This is a genomic window from Mycobacterium paraffinicum (genome assembly GCF_025822865.1).
In the GTDB taxonomy this organism is placed as follows: domain Bacteria; phylum Actinomycetota; class Actinomycetes; order Mycobacteriales; family Mycobacteriaceae; genus Mycobacterium; species Mycobacterium paraffinicum.
Genome location: NZ_JACKUR010000010.1, coordinates 85,777 through 102,165 on the forward strand (window position 1 = coordinate 85,777; position 16,389 = coordinate 102,165).

Here is a 16,389-nt window from a genome sequence, read left to right on the forward strand (position 1 = left end):
TCCCGTCAGCGCCCATAGCTGGGCATCTTGCGCCCGCGCTGGGCGATGATGTCGCGGAGCACCTCATTGGTGCCGCCGCCGAAACGCATCAGGGGCGCCGCCCGATAGAGCCGCTCGAACTTGCCGCCCAGCGGCGCCTCTTGGCTGCGGTGCGCCAACAAACCGTCCGGGCCGAGCAGGTCGAGCGCGAGCACCGCGATGCGCTGACGCAGTTCACTGGTGAAGATCTTCTCGACGCTGACCTCCACCGAAGGGATGACGCCGCTGTCGAGAAACGACGCGGCCTCGTAGCCCATCAGGGTGGCCACCGCCACGTCGGCCTCCGCCTGCGCGAGCCGGCGCCGCAGCGACGGGCTGTCGGAGGGCACCGTGCCATCTCGGCGCGGCACCCGCGCCAGCTCACGCAGCTCCTCAACCGCGCGGCGCAGGTCGCCCGCGTTGGTCAGCGCGCCGCGTTCCAGGTCGAGCGCGCCGGTGATGTACGTCCAGCCGCGGTTGACCTCGCCGACCAGGTTGGTGACCGGCACCCGCACGTCGCGGAAGTGCACCTCGTTGGTGCGATAGCCCGACCACGCGTACAGCGGCCTGATCGTCACGCCTGGACTGTCGATCGGCACGATGATGACCGAGATGCCCCGATGGCGAACGGCGTTCGGTTCGGTACGCACGCAGAGCCACTCGTGGGTGGCGCGCTGGGCGCCGCTGTTCCAGATCTTGGTGCCGTTGATCACCCATTCGTCGCCGTCGCGGACGGCGCTGGTGCGCAAATTGGCCAGGTCGGTTCCGGCCTCGGGCTCGGAATATCCGACGGCACAGACCATTTCGCCCCTCGCGATGAGCGGCAGCCATTCGGTTTTGTTCCGTTCGGTGCCGTGGCGCATGATCATCGGCGCGACGGAGGTGACCGTCAGGTCGGGCCCGGGGACGCCCCAGTACTCGAATTCGCTCATCAACAGGTGCAGGTGGATGGCGCCCAGCCCCAGCCCGCCGTACTCGCGGGGCCAGTTCAGCCCGAACCAGCCCTTTTCCCCGATCTTGCGACGAAACCGCGCCACCTCGCCTGCGGGAAACTCCAGGTCGTGCTCGGCGAGCTCGGCCCGCAGCTCCGGAGTGACGTTGTCGTGCAGGAACTCGCGGACCTCGGCCAGCCAGGCGCGCTGCCCGGCGTCGAGTTCGAAATCCATTCGGGCGCCACTGCCTTTCTGCAGCCTCTCTGAAAGGCTTTCCACCAAGCAGCGTCAGCGTAACGCCACGGCGACATCGCGCCAGGGATTTCGTCGTGACGTCGCGCTCGGCGCGCGGCGCCGATCTGAGCGTCCCGACTGTAAATACGCTGTCAAACTCCCGTTAATTCGTATCGGCGCTCTCGCAGATGTGCGGTCGGGCTGCCAAGCTTTTTACATCGGCCGGTCGATGCTGACCAGGCACTCTGCCCAGCCGCAGCCTCAGGGAGAAGTCATGCCCACTGTTGAGACCCGTCTCCGCGAAGACATGCGCAACTATGCCGTCGAGTTGCGCCAACTGGCGTACACCCTGCCGCTGGGCGTCGGCGAGCATGCACTCCTGGAATTGTCCGATCGCATGCGGACGGCCGCGGAGCAGGTAATCCGCAAGGGAGCGTGACCCGGCCTCAATCGGCGGGGTCTCAGCCGCCCTTCAGGCGGATCTTCCAGCGGACGAAGCTCAGGTAGAACACGCTGATAACCACCAGCATGGCGATGTCGAACCACCATGCGCCCGGCGTGTGATGCCAGTGGGCATCCTTCGGGCTGAGCGGACCCGGCACCAATTTGGTCAGGTCGGCGGTGGAGGCCGACGCCGCGAACCCCCAGCGCGCCGGGGTCGCCCAGGACATCTGGTCCAGTCCGAGCCGCCCGGTTACCGGGATCATGCCGCCGGAGAACACCAGCTGCGACATGACCGCCACCACCAGGAGCGGCATGATCTGTTCGTTCGACTTGGCGATGGCCGACAGCGCCAGCCCGAGCATCGCGGAGGCCACGCACGTCAACGCGACGTCGACGAACAGTTCGAGACCCGGCCGGCCCAGCGCCACCGCACCCTGGGTCGGACCGCCCTTGCCGAGCAGCACGATGATGGTCACGATCGCCGATTGGATGACCGCGAAAACCGTGTAGACGCAGACCTTCGCCATCAGGTAGGCACTGGTCGACAGGCCAACCGCCTGTTCGCGCAGGAAGATCGGGCGTTCACCGATCAGGTCGCGGATAGTGAGCGCGGTCCCCATGAACACCGCGCCCACATTGAGCAACACCAGGATCTGCCCGGGCTCGTTGGGTGCGGCGCCCATGGGATTGGGGATGCCGAACCCGACGGTGCCGGGCACCGACATGGACAGCGAACCCATGATGAACGGCAGCACCGCCAGGAAGACGAAGTAGCCGCGGTCGGAGAAGATCAACCGGACCTGCCGCCTGGCGATGGTGGAGAACTGCCGGAACAGGCTCGTGTGCGACGGGTCGCCCAGGTCGGCGGGCTGCTGCGCGGGGGGTGGCGGCGGCGGCGGGCCCGTGCGCGCCAGGTAGCGCGCCTTCGCCCCATCCGGGTCGCCCGCGACCGAGCTGAAGATGTCGGCCCAGTTCGTCGTGCCCATGGCCGGCCCGATCTGGCCGGGCGGTCCGCAGAAGGCGGTCTTGCCTCCCGGCGCCAGCAGTAGGACCTGATCGCAGACGTCCAGGTACGTCAGCGAGTGGGTGACCACGAGCACGACACGTCCGGCGTCCGCCAGCTGCCGCAGCATGGTCATCACCTGGCGGTCCAGCGCCGGGTCCAGCCCCGAGGTCGGCTCGTCCAGGATCAGCAGCGACGGGCCGGTCAGCAGCTCGAGGGCGACCGAGGCGCGCTTGCGCTGGCCACCGGAGAGCTTGTCGACCCGGGTGTGCAGGTGCTGGGTCATCTCGAGTTCCTCGAGGACCCGCGCCACCACCTGAGCCCGGTCGTCCTTTGTGGTGTCCGGCGGCAGCCGCAGCTCGGCGGCGTACATCAACGCCTGCTGCACCGTCAGCTGCCCGTGCACCACGTCGTCCTGAGGGACCATGCCGATCCTGCTGCGCAGCGAGGCGTACTCGGCGTGCACGTTGTGGCCCTCGAACGCGACGGTGCCCCTGGTCGGGTGCGTGTATCCCGCGACCAACCGGGCGAACGTCGATTTGCCCGCACCCGAGGGGCCGATGACGGCCGTCAGCGTTCCGGGCTGCGCGCCCAGCGAGATGTCGTCGAGCAGTGTCTTGTTGTTCTCGATCGTCCAGGTCACCCCGCGCACGTCCAGGCCGCCCGTGGGGGTGGCGGTCGCGCTCTCGTCGCGGCGGGCCAGCGTGCCGCCGGCGAAGACGAGGTCGATGTTGCCGATCGTGACGACGTCGCCGTCGTGCAGCACCGCCGAGTCGACCCGCGCGCCGTTGACGAAGGTGCCGTTGATGCTGCGGTTGTCGTGGATCTCGGTGCCGCGCGGCGTCGGGACCAGGGTGGCGTGGTGGCGCGAAGCCAGCACTTCGGGAATGACGATGTCGTTGTCGTTGGCCCGGCCGATTTTGACCGCGCCCGGCGTCGACTCCAGCCCGGCTTTGCCGGGCCGCAGGATCTTCAGCATCGACGTCGCGAGGTTCGCCGCATCACCACCGACGCGCCCGGTCTCCAGCCCGGCCGGCTGCGGCTGGGCCGGGGGGACATTCATCGGCGACGAGCGGTAGATGTGCGGGGCGTGTTGCGGCCCGCTCGGCGGGGCCGCCGGTTGGCCACCGGTCGGGTAGCGGGGCTGGGGGGCGGACGGGTGGCTCGGCATCGATCCGCTCGGCGGGTGGACGGGCTGCGGTCCGCTGGGCTGATGCGTGGGCTGCCGGAATGAGGCCGACGGCGACTGCTGGGGCTGGCCGGGCCAGGACGCGCTGGGCGGTTGGGTCTGCGGCACCCGGGGGTTCGCCGCGCTGGCTGGGTTGACGATCGGTATTGACGTCGTCAGCGGGGGCCGCCCGGCCAAGCCCTGGTGGCGGCCGACCTCGAAGGTCAGCGCCGGACCGTCCGGATTGCCGATGTTGACGCGCGTGCCGTCCTGGATGTCGACCATGGGCACGCGATGATGGTTGACGAACAGCCCGTTCAGGCTGCCGTTGTCGACGGCGACCCATCGGCCCTGGTCGAATCGGACGATGAGGTGGGTGCGGGAGATCAGGGGATGTGCCACGCGTACGTCGGCCCGAAGGTCACGCCCGATCGCAACATCGTTGCCTGCGGCGAACGTGCGCTCGGATCCCTCGTACCGCACGGTCAACACGGGCGGGGCTGGTCGGCTCATCAGGACCAACTGTATCGGCAGCCGCAAGAATCAGGACGCCGAATTCGCCGGGGCCTCGCCACCAGCTACGACGCGCGTGTTGGCCCCCGGGTTCCCCGACGTGGGCGGCGCATAGGCCACCGTTCGTGCCGGAGAGCGACAATAATTTTCCTGACGACGACCCCGTCGCCGATGCCGTGGAGCGGCAGCGCGCCCCAGCGGACGTGCCGCCCAGCGACGATACCGATATGGTGTGCCGCTCCAGACGCCCCACCCGACTGGCGGGAGCAGCGTGAATCATGCTGACGGGGGCCCCAATCCGGGGGCTTCAGTGGTGGCCGCGGCTCGGCATCGCTGAATCAGCCCGCGCCGCAGGCGCTTTCCGGGTTCTACTACCCGGCCGCCGCGGTGGCGTGCAGGCTATAGCGCCACGACTCGCGCACTGCGGTGACGTCCTTGATGAAATCGCCGATGTAGCGGATGGCCCGCCTGCCCTCGGGCAGGATGTCCGCCGCCAGCGGGAAGTCGTGGATCTGTCCGTCCCATAGGTGCAGATCGCACGGGATTCCGCTGGCTTCCAACCGCTTTGCCATGAACTCGGCATCCGGAAGCAGCAACTCATCGGAGCTGGCGTGGATGGTCACCGGCGGCAACGACGAGAGATCGGCGTCGACAGGTGAGGCGACGGTGGAGTCGCCGCGCCCCTCCAAAAGCTGCGCTTGGCTGAGGTATTGGGCGAACATCGATAAAGCCCCGCGGGTGAACATCGAGCACTTGCGCGCGTTGCGGTGCTTCAGCTTTCGTGCCGGGTCGGCGTCGGTGAACGGTGAGATCGTCGCAATCCCCGCCGGCCTCATCAGCTCATTGCTGATGGCCAGCAGCGTGGTCATGAACGCGAGATATCCCCCGGCGGAATCGCCGGCTACCACTACCTGGTCACCGTCGAAGCCGCGATCCTGCAGCCAGCGCAGACCGCTCATTCCGTCGTCGATCGCGTCGGTTATCTGGTGCGTGGGCAGCTTTCGGTATCCGACCGTGAGCACGGCGGCGTCCGCGGCTTTCGAAAGACGCGTCACCACGGAGCGATGGGTGTTCAGGCCGCAGGTCAAAAAGGCGCCGCCATGCAGATAGAGGATGGCCCGATCCGTCGACGCGCCGTGGGCGCAAACCCACTCGGCGGCGCAGTTTTCCAGCCGCACCGGTTCAATATCCGCGGCGATGCCGAGCCGCGGCGCCAAGCCCGCGAGCCCGTCGACGTATTCGAACGGCCAGTGCAGGTTCGGAGTGATTGCCCAGGCGCGCACGGTGTTTTTCACGATCAGGCGGCTGGCCAACGAGACCGCGACCGATTGTGGACTGTGGCGATGGTGGATTCGCCGCTTCATTGCGCGACTTGGCAATACGCGACGTGGATCGGTGGTGCTAACCATGCAATCCCTCCTAAGTGGGCAGGGAGTACCCCTCCATGGCCCGGAAAAACTGCGGGTGAAGGTCGCACGAATGTTGGCTACATCACGGTTTATCGACGCGGGCGGCTGGGTATAAAAGACCTTTCCGCCACCTTTCCGCCTCCGGGCCTGGCCGATTTCCGGCCGATCTCCGCCCGGTGGGCCAAGATATGAGCGATGAGCGACGAAACGCGCGCTGAGCCGCTGCTCGGCGGCCGGGTGGCCGTGGTGACGGGCGGAGGCGGCGGCATCGGCGCGGCCACCGCGCGGGTGTTCGCTCAGCATGGCGCACACGTGGTCATCGTCGATATCGACGGCGGACTTGCCGCGGGCACCGTTGATGGCATCGCGGCCTCGGGTGGATCGGCCGTGGCGGTGATTACCGACGTCCGTGATGCGGATGCGGTCGACGACCTCGCGCGATCGGTGTTGGACCGCTACGGCCAGGTAGACGTTTTGGTCAACAACGTGGGCCATTGGCTGCGCCATCCGGGAGATTTCGTCAGCACCGACCCCAAGTTCTGGGACGAGCTTTACCGGATCAACCTGCACCACGTCTTCCTGGTCACCCACGCCTTTCTGCCGGCGATGGTGGCCCGCCGGGCCGGCGCGATCGTCAACGTTTCCTCCGTCGAGGGCCTGCGCGGCTACCCGGAGGACCCGGTCTATGCCGCTTTCAAGGCCGCCGTAATCCAATTCACCCGCAGCCTTGCGGTGCAGGTGGGCGCGCATGGGGTGCGGGTCAACGCGATTGCCCCCGACGTCACCGAATCCCTCCAGGTGCCCTACTCGCAGTGGCTGTCGGCCGATGAGCAGACCCAGTGGCCGCAGTGGGTGCCGGTCGGCCGGATGGGCGTGCCCGAGGATCAGGCCCACGCCATCCTGTTTCTGGCCTCCGACTTGGCGGCCTTCGTCACCGGCCACACCATCCCGACCGACGGCGGTACCGGCGCGGCGGGCGGTTGGTTCCGCTCGTCGCGCCGGCCCGACCGCGAGTGGACGAATCGCCCCATCGCGCCTTGATATCCCGGGCAGTCCTCAGACCAGGCCCAACGCGGCGTTCTCCGCCCGGATGCGCACCCTGAGCACGAGCGCGTTCGCGATGGTGAACACGATTGCCGTCAGCCACGCCGAGTGAACCAGCGGCAGCGCCGCCACCTCAGCCGCGACCGCCGTGTAATTGGGATGGCGCACCCACCGATAGAGCCCGTCGCTAATCAGCGGAGCATCCGGGATCACGATTAGCCTTGGGTTCCAACGCCTGCCGAGGACGCTCACGCAGCGCCATCGCACCACTGTGCTGAGCACCACGATAGCGAGCATGGGCCAGCCCAGCCACGGAATGAACGGCCGGTGCAGCGCCCAGGTTTCCACGACGCACGAAACCAGCAGCAGCGCATGCATGCTGACCATCGCCGGGTAGTGGTCCCGGCCGAACTCCTTGCCCCCGTGCGCGAGTGACCATCTGGTGTTTCGCTGCGCGACCGCCAGCTCGACCAGGCGTTCGCCGCCGATCGCCAGAATCAACAGGTAGTAGTACACGGCCTCGCCCCTCACCACTGCAGCAGCAGCAGCTCGAAGCTGAAGCCCGGGCCCATCGCCAGCATCACCCCGAAGGTTCCTTCGGCCGGCGGATCCGCGACGGTCCGGCGCAGCACGTCGAGCACGGATGCCGAGGAGATATTGCCGTTGTCGCGCATGGAGTTTCGGCTGTGGATCAACGCCTCCGGCGATAACGCCAGCGCGTCCTCGATCGAGTCGAGGACTTTCGGGCCGCCGGGATGACACACCCATGCCGAGATGTCCGCGAGCGACAAGCCGTGGTCGGACAGAAAACCGTCGACCTCTTCCCGTAAGTAGGTGTCGGCCATCTTCGGCACGTCGCGCGACATCACCAGTTGAAACCCGCCCGATCCCACGTTCCAGCCCATCACGTCAAGCGTCTCCGGAACCACGGCACTGCGGGTCCCGAGGACACGCGGGGCTCGGCGGCCGTTGCGGCCCAGGGGAATTCGGTCGGCGCCCGTGGCGACCACGGCGGCGGCGCCGTCCCCGAACAACGACACACCGATGAGGGCGGGAATCGAGGTGTCGTCACGCTGCAGCGTGAGTGAACACAACTCCACTGACAGGAGCACGGCCACGTGGCCCGGGTAGCCACGCAGATAGTCGTGCACACGCGCCATCCCGGCGGCCCCGGCAACACAACCGAGGCCGAACAGCGGGACCCGTTTAACATTGGGCCGCAGTCCGATTCGGGTCATCAGACGCGCGTCGATGGTGGGTACCGCGATGCCGGTGCTGGACACCATCACGATGGTGTCTACCTCGTGTGGTTCGATGTCCGCCTCGGCCAACGCCGAACGAATCGCCCGTTCGCCGAGGTCGACGGCGACCTCGAGATAGGCGTCGTTCGCTTCGGTGAAGCCACTCAGCCGCGGGTAACGCGAGAGCGGCAGCGCGAGGCTGCGGTGATCGACCCCCGTCGTCTGCGCGAAGCGCATAAACCGCGGGTCGGCGAATTCGGTTAGCTCGCGGGCGACTTCGTCCTGGTCGTAGCGGTGCGAGGTGAAGGCCACCGCGGCGCCGGCGATGTGCGGCGCGCCGCCGCCACGCCGGACGGCCCGCGCTGGGGATGTGAGATGCGATGTTGCAGTCATGCCTAAGCCGACGACGGGGTGCGCTCAGTGGTTCATCGGAGTGTCATCCAGGTGAGATGAACCACATTCCTGCACTTAGCGTTAACCAAGCGAGGGGGAGGCCGGGGGCAGCAGGCCCACGCGACTAGATTGTTTGCGCGGACCGGAATCGGGCTTGATCGTCGATGATCGTCACCGGGATGCCGTTGAGCGCGCCGTTGCCGGACGGCTCGTCGATAAACGTCGGCAGGGAGAGCACATTCGTGTTGGCGCCCGGGGAGCTGTTGGCCACCGCCATGCGGGTGCCCGGCTTGCCATGGCCCCAGCCGTGCGGCATCGACACCACGCCGGGTTTGATCGCGTCGGTGACCTCGACCGGCACTTTGATTTCCCCGGCGGCCGATTTCACGGTGACGACAGCGCCGTCCTCGATGCCGCAGCGGGCCGCGTCATCGGGGTGAATCAGCAACGTGCACCGGACCTTTCCCTTCATCAGCGCCGGCACGTTGTGCAGCCAGGTGTTGTTCGAGCGCAGGTGCCGGCGACTCACCAGAACGAGCGGTTCGGCCGGTCGTTCCATCCGGGCGGCCAGCCTGGGCAGGTCGTCGAGCAGGTATTGCGGGGCAAGCCGGATCTTCTTGTCGGGGGTGCCCAGGATGTCCGGCAGCTGCGGGACCATCGGGCCGAAGTCGATCCCGTTCGGGTTGGCCTTCAGCAGATCCAGCGTGAGCCCGCCCGGGTTTTTCCCGTAATGGTCCCCGAAGGGCCCGGTTCGCAGCGTGAGGTCCAGCATGCGCTCGGGACCGCCCTGGTCATAGAGCTTGCGAATCTCCGCCCCGTCGACGCCGCGGGTGAAAGCCAGGTAATCGAAGAAGCCGTCGTCGATCGCCGTGACGTCGACATCTTCGGCCGGCGTGCCGGCGCACAGTCCGGTCAGCCGGATAAGGATCTCCCATTCGTGTGGGCGGTCCCCCGGATCGAACACCGGCGCCGAGTAATTCGCGATGCTGTGGATGGCGAACAGCAGGATCAGGTCGTCGTGGTGGGGTTGTTCGAGCGGGGATAGGCCCGGCAGGATCACATCGGCGTGCCGCGTCGTCTCGTTGAGCCAAAGGTCAACGGAGATCATCGCTTCCAGCATCGGCAGGACTTCGTCGAGCTTGTCGCCACCGGGGGTGGACAACACCGGGTTGCCGGCGACGGTGATGAGGGCCTTTAGCTGTCCCTCGCCCGGGGTGGCGATCTCTTCGGCCATGCAGGACACCGGCGCCTGGCCGAGTACTTCCTTCGCCCCGCGCACGCGGGTGCGCCAGCGGCCGAATTCCGGGAGGCCACCTTCCAGGCCGGGCAGCGGTTGCGTGGTGATCGACCAGGCCGCCGGCTTGGGGAACATCGCTCCCCCGGGAACGTCGAAATGGCCGGTCAAGATGTTGATGACGTCGACCAGCCAGCTGGCGAGGCTGCCAAACTCCTGATTGCACAGACCGATTCGGCCGCATACCACCGCCTTTTCGGTGCCGGCGAGCTCGCGGGCCAAGAGCCGGATGCGGTCCTCGTCGATGCCGGTGACGGCGCTGACCCGGTCCGGCGGCCACTCCGCGGCGACCCGGCGCATCGTGTCAATACCGTCGACGTGCGGCCCCGGATCGATCAGGCCCTCCTCAAACAGCGTGTGCGCCACGGCCAGCAGCAGCGCGGCATCGGTCCCGGGCACGATGGGAAGCCATTCGTCGGCGCGCGCCGCGGTCTGCGTGCGCACCGGGTCGATCACGATCACCTTGCCGCGCTTGCGGATCCGGTCGATCAGACCCATCACATCGGGCGCGGCCAGCAAGGACCCCTGCGACGCGGCGGGGTTGGCGCCCATGATCACCATCAGGTCGGTGCGTTCGATGTCGGGCACCGGGAAGTTCCACCAAAGGCCGTACATCAGGTGCGACGACAGGTTTTTGGGCCACTGGTCGACCGTCCCCGGTGAATACGTGATCGGCATGCCGGACATGCCCATCAGCACACCCGCGTACCGGGCCAGTGAAAACGAGTGCGCCAGCGGGTTGCCGGTGTACGCGGTGACCGCCCCGATTCCATACTTTTCGATCACCGGCGTCAGCAACTCCGTGCAGCGGCGGAACGCCGCGTCCCAGCTGACCTCCCGCCACTGACCGTCAACCCTGATCATGGGCCGGCGGATGCGGTCCGGGTCCTCGTGCAGCGCCGCAAGTGAGACGCCCTTGGGGCAGATGTGCCCGCGGCTCCACACGTCGTCGCGGTTTCCCCGGATGCTGGTGACCCTGCCGCCGCCGACCTGAATCTCCAAGCCGCACATGGCTTCACACAGGGGGCAGGTGCGCACATGCCTGCCGTCTTCGCCCGTCGTCACCCACCCACTGTATTCCGCTACTGACCGTCGCGGAAGTGGCAATCCGGGTCAGGACGCCCAGGGGCCGATGCCGCCGGCCTTTTCGATGCGGATGCGGGTCAGGAAACCGGGCGGCGCGCCGTCCGGCGGGAATTTCATGTTCGGGTCCCCGAGGATCGGGTTGAGCTCCCGGAGAAGCTCCGGCGCGCCGCCCTCGACGATTCGTGCCGTGCCGGTGATGGACAGGTACGGCCGCATCCCCGCGCTCGGCCCGTCGAGCGACACGATGGTGACGGCCACCCGCGGGTCGTTACGGATATTGCGAACCTTCTTGTGGGCGGCGAGGTGCGCGGTGACGAGTTCGTCTCCGTCGGGCGTCGACTGCAGAGCGACCCAGACCAGGCTGACCTGGGGGCTGCCGTCGGGGTTGAGGGTGACCAGGGTGGCGTCGGCACCCTTGCCGATCAGATCGCGGGCGGCGTCGTTAAGTTTCATGCGTGATGTGACGGCCGCGGGCCGGGATTCATTCCCGTGTGCGGAATAGGCATGGACGGGTGGCGGGTTGGTGGTGCGTAGGGCGTCCCTTGAAACACATTTGAGTTTGACCAGTCGGCTGTACAAGCGCGACGCCCCGGCCCTAGCGTCGACGCAGTAGATCTTCGGGAAGGGAGCTGGCTCGTTGAGCGACCCACGGCACCCGTCGGGCATCGATTATCTGCGAGACGAAGTCCTCAGCCGACTGGACGCGCAACCGTTCGAGGACTGGTCCCCCGCCCTGCTGCGGGCCCTGATCGCCGTCTTCGATCTGAACGGCGTGACACCGGCCGCCCCACAAGGCTTCCGGCCCCACATCGTGAGGTGACTTCTCCGTGCCGCTACCACAGGGTCACCAGTTGATCGACCGAATCCTTGGGTAGCTCTCCGTCCACCACCGCGGTGACCGTCGCGTTGTTCAACGTGATGGCTCCCTTGTGGTTGTCCAGGAACGCCGTGTCGGCGGCATCACGACCGGTGGCGATCCGCACCATCGACTGCCGCGGCGACAGGCACGTCGCGTCGACCACACGCCAGGCGCCGTCGACGAATGCCTCGGCCACCGCGTGGAAATCCATCGGCTGACATCCCGGCGCGTAGACCGCCACCAGCCGGGCCGGGACGTTCAGCGCCCGCAGCAATGCGATCACCAGGTGGGCGTAGTCACGACACACACCGGCGCCCGCCAGCAACGTGTCGGTGGCGCCGTCGATCGGATCACTGGAGCCGGGAACGTAATTCAGGCGAGTGCCCACCCACGACGAGACCCTCTCGAGCAGCGTCTCCGAGGTCGCATACTGCTGGAATTCTGTGGCGGCGAAGCCGAAGAATTTGTCGGCCTCCGCGTACCGGCTCGGGCGCAGATAGGTGATCAAGTCGATGTCGCGCACCGGCGGGGGCGCAGCTTCTCCGGCCACCGTTGCAGAGTACGACAGCGTGACGATCCCGCCTTCGGCCTCAATGGAATGGATCCGGGTGCCGTGCTCACCGACGATCTCGCGCGGCTGAATTGGCTTGCCGTCCAAGGTGATCACCAGCGATTCGCTGACGTCGATACCCTGCTGCTGGGCCACGGTGACCTGGAATTCCAGGGTCGTCGGCGCCGTCACCTCGACTTCGATGTCGGCGCCGACGACACGTTTGAGATCGCTTGTTGTAATGACCGCCCCCTGCTTGCTCGCCACCTGCCTACGCTAGTCATCCAACACAAAGACCCGGCGATACGCAGCGCGAGAGCGCTCCTGGCGAGGAGTCACGACGGTGGAGACGTGGGAACTGGTCGCCCGTGAGCGAATCCGCGACACGTTGGCGAGATACAACTGGTCCGGCGACGCGGGCCGCCTCGAGGGCCTTGCGGAGACGTTCTGCCCGGACGGCGTTCTCGAGATACGCGGATTCGAGCCGTTGCGCGGCCGGGCCGCGATCGTCACGTTCCTCGGCGGCATCACCGGGAACGTCGACGCCGGCGCCCGCGACAAGCCCGTCGTCCGGCACAACCTCACCAACGTGCTGTTCACTGCACTCGATGCCGATCAGGCGCAGGTCTCGTCGTACTTCACCGTGCTCACCAACATCGGCCTCGACCCTTTCGGTCGTTATCGCGACACCCTGGTACCCCACGGCGACGCCTGGCTGATCAAGCATCGCAAGGTGTCGACCGACTGGGCGGCGCCCGGGTCGGGGCATGGCAGGGCAGTCGCACGGCGACTGAGTCCTGCGCCGAGATGAACGTCGATGGCAATTTCGTTGAATGTCTCGCTCAAATGTTTGCCGCAGACCGCTCAACGGCTACAGATAGGAATCACACCTAGAGATTGCAGTCAACCGTGATTGCGTTCCCCGGTGGGGCCCGGGGTTGAGCGCAGGTCACGTGACCAGCGGTCATGGCCGCACAATCGAGACGAGCGAAAATGCAACGACTGAGTGGATTAGACGCGTTCTTTCTGTACCTGGAATCCCCGAAGCAGCCGTTGAATGTTTGCTGCGTGCTGGAGCTGGACCCCGGTGACTTGCCCGGGGGTTACACCTTCGACCGGTTTCGTGAGGCGCTGTCGGCGCGGGTGGACGCGGTGCCGGAATTCCGCCTCAAGCTGGCCGACAACCAGCTGAACTTCGACCACCCGGTCTGGGTGGACGACGACCGTCTCGACCTGGCGCGCCATCTCCACCGGGTGGCCCTGCCGGCGCCCGGGGGATCCAGGGAGTTAGCGGAATCTGCGGGCACATCGCCGGGCTGGCGCTGGATCGCGATCGCCCGTTGTGGGAGATGTGGGTGATCGAGGGCCTGCACGGCTGCGCGCTGTCGGTCGTCCTCAAGGCCCACCACGCGGTGGTCGACGGGATCGGCGGGGCCAACCTGCTGGCCCAGTTGTGCAGCACCGCGCCGGACGCTCCGCCCCCGGAACCCGCCGCCCGGGTGGGCGCGGCGCATCCGCTTCAGATCGCCGCGGCGGGCCTCATCGGGGCCGGGTTGCGGCCGTGGCGCCTTGCCAAAGTAGTGCCGGCAACCGTCCTGACGCTGGCGCAAACGATTCTCCGTGCCCGGGGCGGCGGACCCACGATGGCCGCCCCGTTCGCCGCACCGTCCACGGCGTTCAACGGTCCATTCACTCGGCGCCGCAACGTCGCGTTTACGTCGCTTGACCTCGAGGACGTCAAGCAGGTCAAAAGCAGGTTCGGAGTCACCATCAACGATGTGGTGACGGCCCTGTGCGCGGGCGCACTGCGACAGTTCTTCTTGGACCGCAACGAACTATCGGACAGCCCGATGGTGGCCAGCGTGCCGGTCTCGGTGCGCGGCAAATCCGACCGGCCGGGCCGCAACCAGACCACCTGGATGCTCTGCCGCCTCGAAACCCACATCGACGATCCGGCCGAACGGCTGAGCAGCATCGCGCACGGCAACGCCGCGGCCAAGGACCATGCCGCCGCCATGGGTTCCAGCCTGCTGCAGGACTGGACGCAGGTGGCCGGCCAGACCATGTTCGGCGCCGCGATGAAGCTGCTGCCCCGTATCCCGTTGCCGGAGAAGCCGCCGCACAACCTGGTGCTGTCCAACGTGCCCGGGCCGCAGGAACAGCTCTATTTCATGGGCTGCCGGGTCGACGCCATGTATCCGCTCGGCCCGATCATCGCCGGTGCGGGTCTCAACATCACCGTCATGTCGCTCAACGGCCGACTCGGCGTCGGCCTCATTTCCTGCCCCGACCTGGTTGCCGACCTCTGGGACCTCGCCGACGCGTGTCCCGCGGCGCTCAAAGAGCTGCTGAATTGCAGCGAGCCAGGGCACGACCAAGCCTGAGCCGCCAACCCTGTAGGGCCACGCCGCCGTGGCATGGCAAGGTGGCACCCGTGGCAGACACCGTTACGCAGCAGGACCTGCGCGAAATCAGCACTCCCAAGGGCGCTTTGCGCTACTACGACTGCGGCCCGGAATCCGCTCCGGTGTTGCTGTTCCTGCACGGCTCGGGACCGGGCGTCACGGGGTGGCGCAACTTCCGCGGCATACTGCCCGCGTTCGCCGAACGGTTTCGCTGCCTGATCCTGGAGTTTCCCGGCTTCGGCGTCAGCGACGATTTCGGCGGCCACCCGATGGTCACCGCCTTCGGCACGGTGTCACCGCTCCTGGACGCACTCGGTGTCCAGCGGGTGCACATCGTCGGGAACTCGATGGGGGGCGGCGTCGGCATCAACTTCGCCACCCACAACCCGGACCGCGTCCACCGGTTGGTGACCATCGGCGGCATCGGGACCAACATCTTCAGCCCGAGCCCCAGCGAGGGCATCCGGCTGCTGCAGGAGTTCGTCGAGGACCCAACCCGCCAGCGGCTGGTGGACTGGCTCAAGTCGATGGTCTACGACCAGGCGCTGATCACCGAGGAACTGGTCGAGGAACGCTGGGAGCTGGCCACCGACCCGGACACGTTGGCCGCCGCGCGCCGCATGTACGGGAAGGCGGCCTTCGCCGCCATGAACGCCGCGATGGCCGCCTCCGACCGCCCACTACCGTGGGCCGTCATGCACAAGTTGACCGCGCCCACCCTGCTGACATGGGGACGCGACGATCGGGTGAGCCCGCCGGACATGGCGCTCATCCCGATGCGCACCATCCCCAACGCGGAGCTGCACGTCTTCCCCAACTCCGGCCACTGGGCGATGATCGAAGCCCGGGAGGCGTTCGAGAGCACCGTCCTGGCGTTTCTCTCCCGCTAGTGGTGATCGCGAGCGCGGTGCAGCCGGGCGAGGGGGGCACCTCCCGCTTGCGGGGGACGGGTCGCCACCATCGGGACTAGACCGCCCCGGCCAGGCCTCGGCTCAACAGGTCGCGTGCGTCGGGATTGCCGTCCAGGACACGGGTGGTACGGACGTCGATCCACCACTGGCCGTCGATCCGCCGCAGCGTGAAGTGGTTTGCGGCGCAACGCCATACGCGATAACCCTCTCCGTCGCGAACCAGGACCAAGGACTCGCACACCGCCACTGCCGAGTCGCCGGTGACCGTGACGACGCAGGGCCCGAGGAAGTGGCCGCATCCGTTGGCCACCAGGTTCTGGTGGGCCGACGAGCTCACCATGGCGTGTACCTCCGCCCCGGCCCTCCATGCGCCGGCCGTCGACGTCGTAGATTCCGTCGTGTGCCCACAACCGCGCGGCCGCATCGGGATCCCCCGCGTCGACCGCCGGACCGTACGAGGCGATCAGCCGCGCGATATCGCGTTCGTCCTCGAGCCGGCGCAGCCGAGTCGCCAACTCGTCGAGAGCGGTCATGATTTTCTCCTCATCGTCGGGATCGCGGCAGCGGACACTACCAATTCCCCACACGCTAGGGCGGACGGCATGAGCATCAAGGGCTGACGGGCTTCAATCCGTAGCGGGCGTAACCGCAACGACCCATGGGGGTTTGCTCAATCTTTGAATCAGGCGACCCGAACATTTTGATCGAAACCCCCGAACAGCCGCGATCACTATTTACATGTTCGTTACGCGGATCCATCTCAAGTTGCTGGCCCCTTGACCGCGGGTTAGGTTGGTCGGGTTTGCGGTCGCGGCCAGCGTCGGTCGGCGGCCTCCCTCGCGGAAAACCGCGAAATCCATTCGTCACATGCGTGAAAGGGGTTGC

13 protein-coding genes and 2 pseudogenes are annotated in these 16,389 nt (G+C 67.2%); 6 read left to right on the forward strand and 9 right to left on the reverse strand.

Annotation, left to right across the window (positions count from 1 at the left end):
- Window positions 1–5: 5 nt before the first annotated feature.
- Entirely contained in the window at window positions 6–1,184 is a 1,179-nt protein-coding gene (locus H7J89_RS00530) for an acyl-CoA dehydrogenase family protein (RefSeq protein WP_264035625.1), read from the reverse strand.
- A 274-nt stretch (window positions 1,185–1,458) separates the two neighbouring features.
- Between H7J89_RS00530 and H7J89_RS00535 the strand changes: the two genes are divergently transcribed.
- Window positions 1,459–1,623, forward strand: coding sequence for a hypothetical protein (locus H7J89_RS00535; protein ID WP_197500864.1), 165 nt, complete (start codon window positions 1,459–1,461; stop codon window positions 1,621–1,623).
- A gap of 22 nt (window positions 1,624–1,645) precedes the next feature.
- On the opposite strand, the gene H7J89_RS00540 is transcribed toward H7J89_RS00535, so the two are convergent.
- Both H7J89_RS00540 and H7J89_RS00545 read right to left on the reverse strand, forming a co-directional pair.
- A complete protein-coding gene (locus H7J89_RS00540) occupies window positions 1,646–4,312 on the reverse strand; it encodes an FHA domain-containing protein (protein WP_264035626.1) in 2,667 nt (888 codons plus the stop codon).
- 371 nt (window positions 4,313–4,683) lie between these two features.
- Window positions 4,684–5,721 (reverse strand): alpha/beta hydrolase, encoded by a 1,038-nt coding sequence (locus H7J89_RS00545; protein ID WP_264035627.1) that lies wholly within the window; start codon window positions 5,719–5,721, stop codon window positions 4,684–4,686.
- Between the two features lie 195 nt (window positions 5,722–5,916).
- On the opposite strand from H7J89_RS00545, the gene H7J89_RS00550 reads away from it, so the two are divergent.
- Window positions 5,917–6,762, forward strand: a complete 846-nt coding sequence (locus H7J89_RS00550) for an SDR family NAD(P)-dependent oxidoreductase (RefSeq protein ID WP_264035628.1) — start codon at window positions 5,917–5,919, stop codon at window positions 6,760–6,762.
- A gap of 15 nt (window positions 6,763–6,777) precedes the next feature.
- Here H7J89_RS00550 and H7J89_RS00555 read toward each other — a convergent pair whose 3' ends face one another.
- The 4 genes from H7J89_RS00555 to H7J89_RS00570 all read right to left on the reverse strand — a co-directional run bounded on the left by H7J89_RS00555 (window position 6,778) and on the right by H7J89_RS00570 (window position 11,232).
- Complete coding sequence (locus H7J89_RS00555) at window positions 6,778–7,299, reverse strand: isoprenylcysteine carboxyl methyltransferase family protein (RefSeq protein WP_264035629.1); 522 nt, start codon at window positions 7,297–7,299, stop codon at window positions 6,778–6,780.
- Complete coding sequence (locus H7J89_RS00560) at window positions 7,293–8,399, reverse strand: type III polyketide synthase (RefSeq protein ID WP_264035630.1); 1,107 nt, start codon at window positions 8,397–8,399, stop codon at window positions 7,293–7,295. The genes H7J89_RS00555 and H7J89_RS00560 overlap by 7 nt, the downstream gene beginning before the upstream one ends.
- Window positions 8,400–8,523: 124 nt before the next feature.
- Window positions 8,524–10,758 carry a molybdopterin-dependent oxidoreductase gene (locus tag H7J89_RS00565; protein ID WP_264035631.1) on the reverse strand — a complete coding sequence of 745 codons (2,235 nt, stop codon included), beginning with the start codon at window positions 10,756–10,758 and terminating at the stop codon, window positions 8,524–8,526.
- 48 nt (window positions 10,759–10,806) lie between these two features.
- Entirely contained in the window at window positions 10,807–11,232 is a 426-nt protein-coding gene (locus H7J89_RS00570; RefSeq protein ID WP_264035632.1) for a PPOX class F420-dependent oxidoreductase, read from the reverse strand.
- Between the two features lie 184 nt (window positions 11,233–11,416).
- Between H7J89_RS00570 and H7J89_RS00575 the strand changes: the two genes are divergently transcribed.
- Window positions 11,417–11,599, forward strand: a complete 183-nt coding sequence (locus H7J89_RS00575; RefSeq protein WP_264035633.1) for a hypothetical protein — start codon at window positions 11,417–11,419, stop codon at window positions 11,597–11,599.
- A gap of 13 nt (window positions 11,600–11,612) precedes the next feature.
- Here H7J89_RS00575 and H7J89_RS00580 read toward each other — a convergent pair whose 3' ends face one another.
- A complete protein-coding gene (locus H7J89_RS00580; protein ID WP_264035634.1) occupies window positions 11,613–12,455 on the reverse strand; it encodes a transglutaminase-like domain-containing protein in 843 nt (280 codons plus the stop codon).
- A gap of 76 nt (window positions 12,456–12,531) precedes the next feature.
- On the opposite strand from H7J89_RS00580, the gene H7J89_RS00585 reads away from it, so the two are divergent.
- From H7J89_RS00585 to H7J89_RS00595, 3 genes and pseudogenes are all read left to right on the forward strand, one after another.
- Window positions 12,532–12,999 (forward strand): nuclear transport factor 2 family protein, encoded by a 468-nt coding sequence (locus H7J89_RS00585; protein WP_264035635.1) that lies wholly within the window; start codon window positions 12,532–12,534, stop codon window positions 12,997–12,999.
- Window positions 13,000–13,181: 182 nt separating this feature from the next.
- Window positions 13,182–14,572, forward strand: a pseudogene (locus tag H7J89_RS00590) (WS/DGAT/MGAT family O-acyltransferase).
- 41 nt (window positions 14,573–14,613) lie between these two features.
- The gene (locus tag H7J89_RS00595; RefSeq protein WP_264035636.1) at window positions 14,614–15,483 is read left to right on the forward strand and encodes an alpha/beta fold hydrolase; all 870 of its coding nucleotides are present in this window, start codon (window positions 14,614–14,616) and stop codon (window positions 15,481–15,483) included.
- A gap of 76 nt (window positions 15,484–15,559) precedes the next feature.
- Here H7J89_RS00595 and H7J89_RS00600 read toward each other — a convergent pair.
- A pseudogene (locus tag H7J89_RS00600) lies at window positions 15,560–16,037 on the reverse strand (nuclear transport factor 2 family protein).
- Window positions 16,038–16,389: the final 352 nt, after the last annotated feature.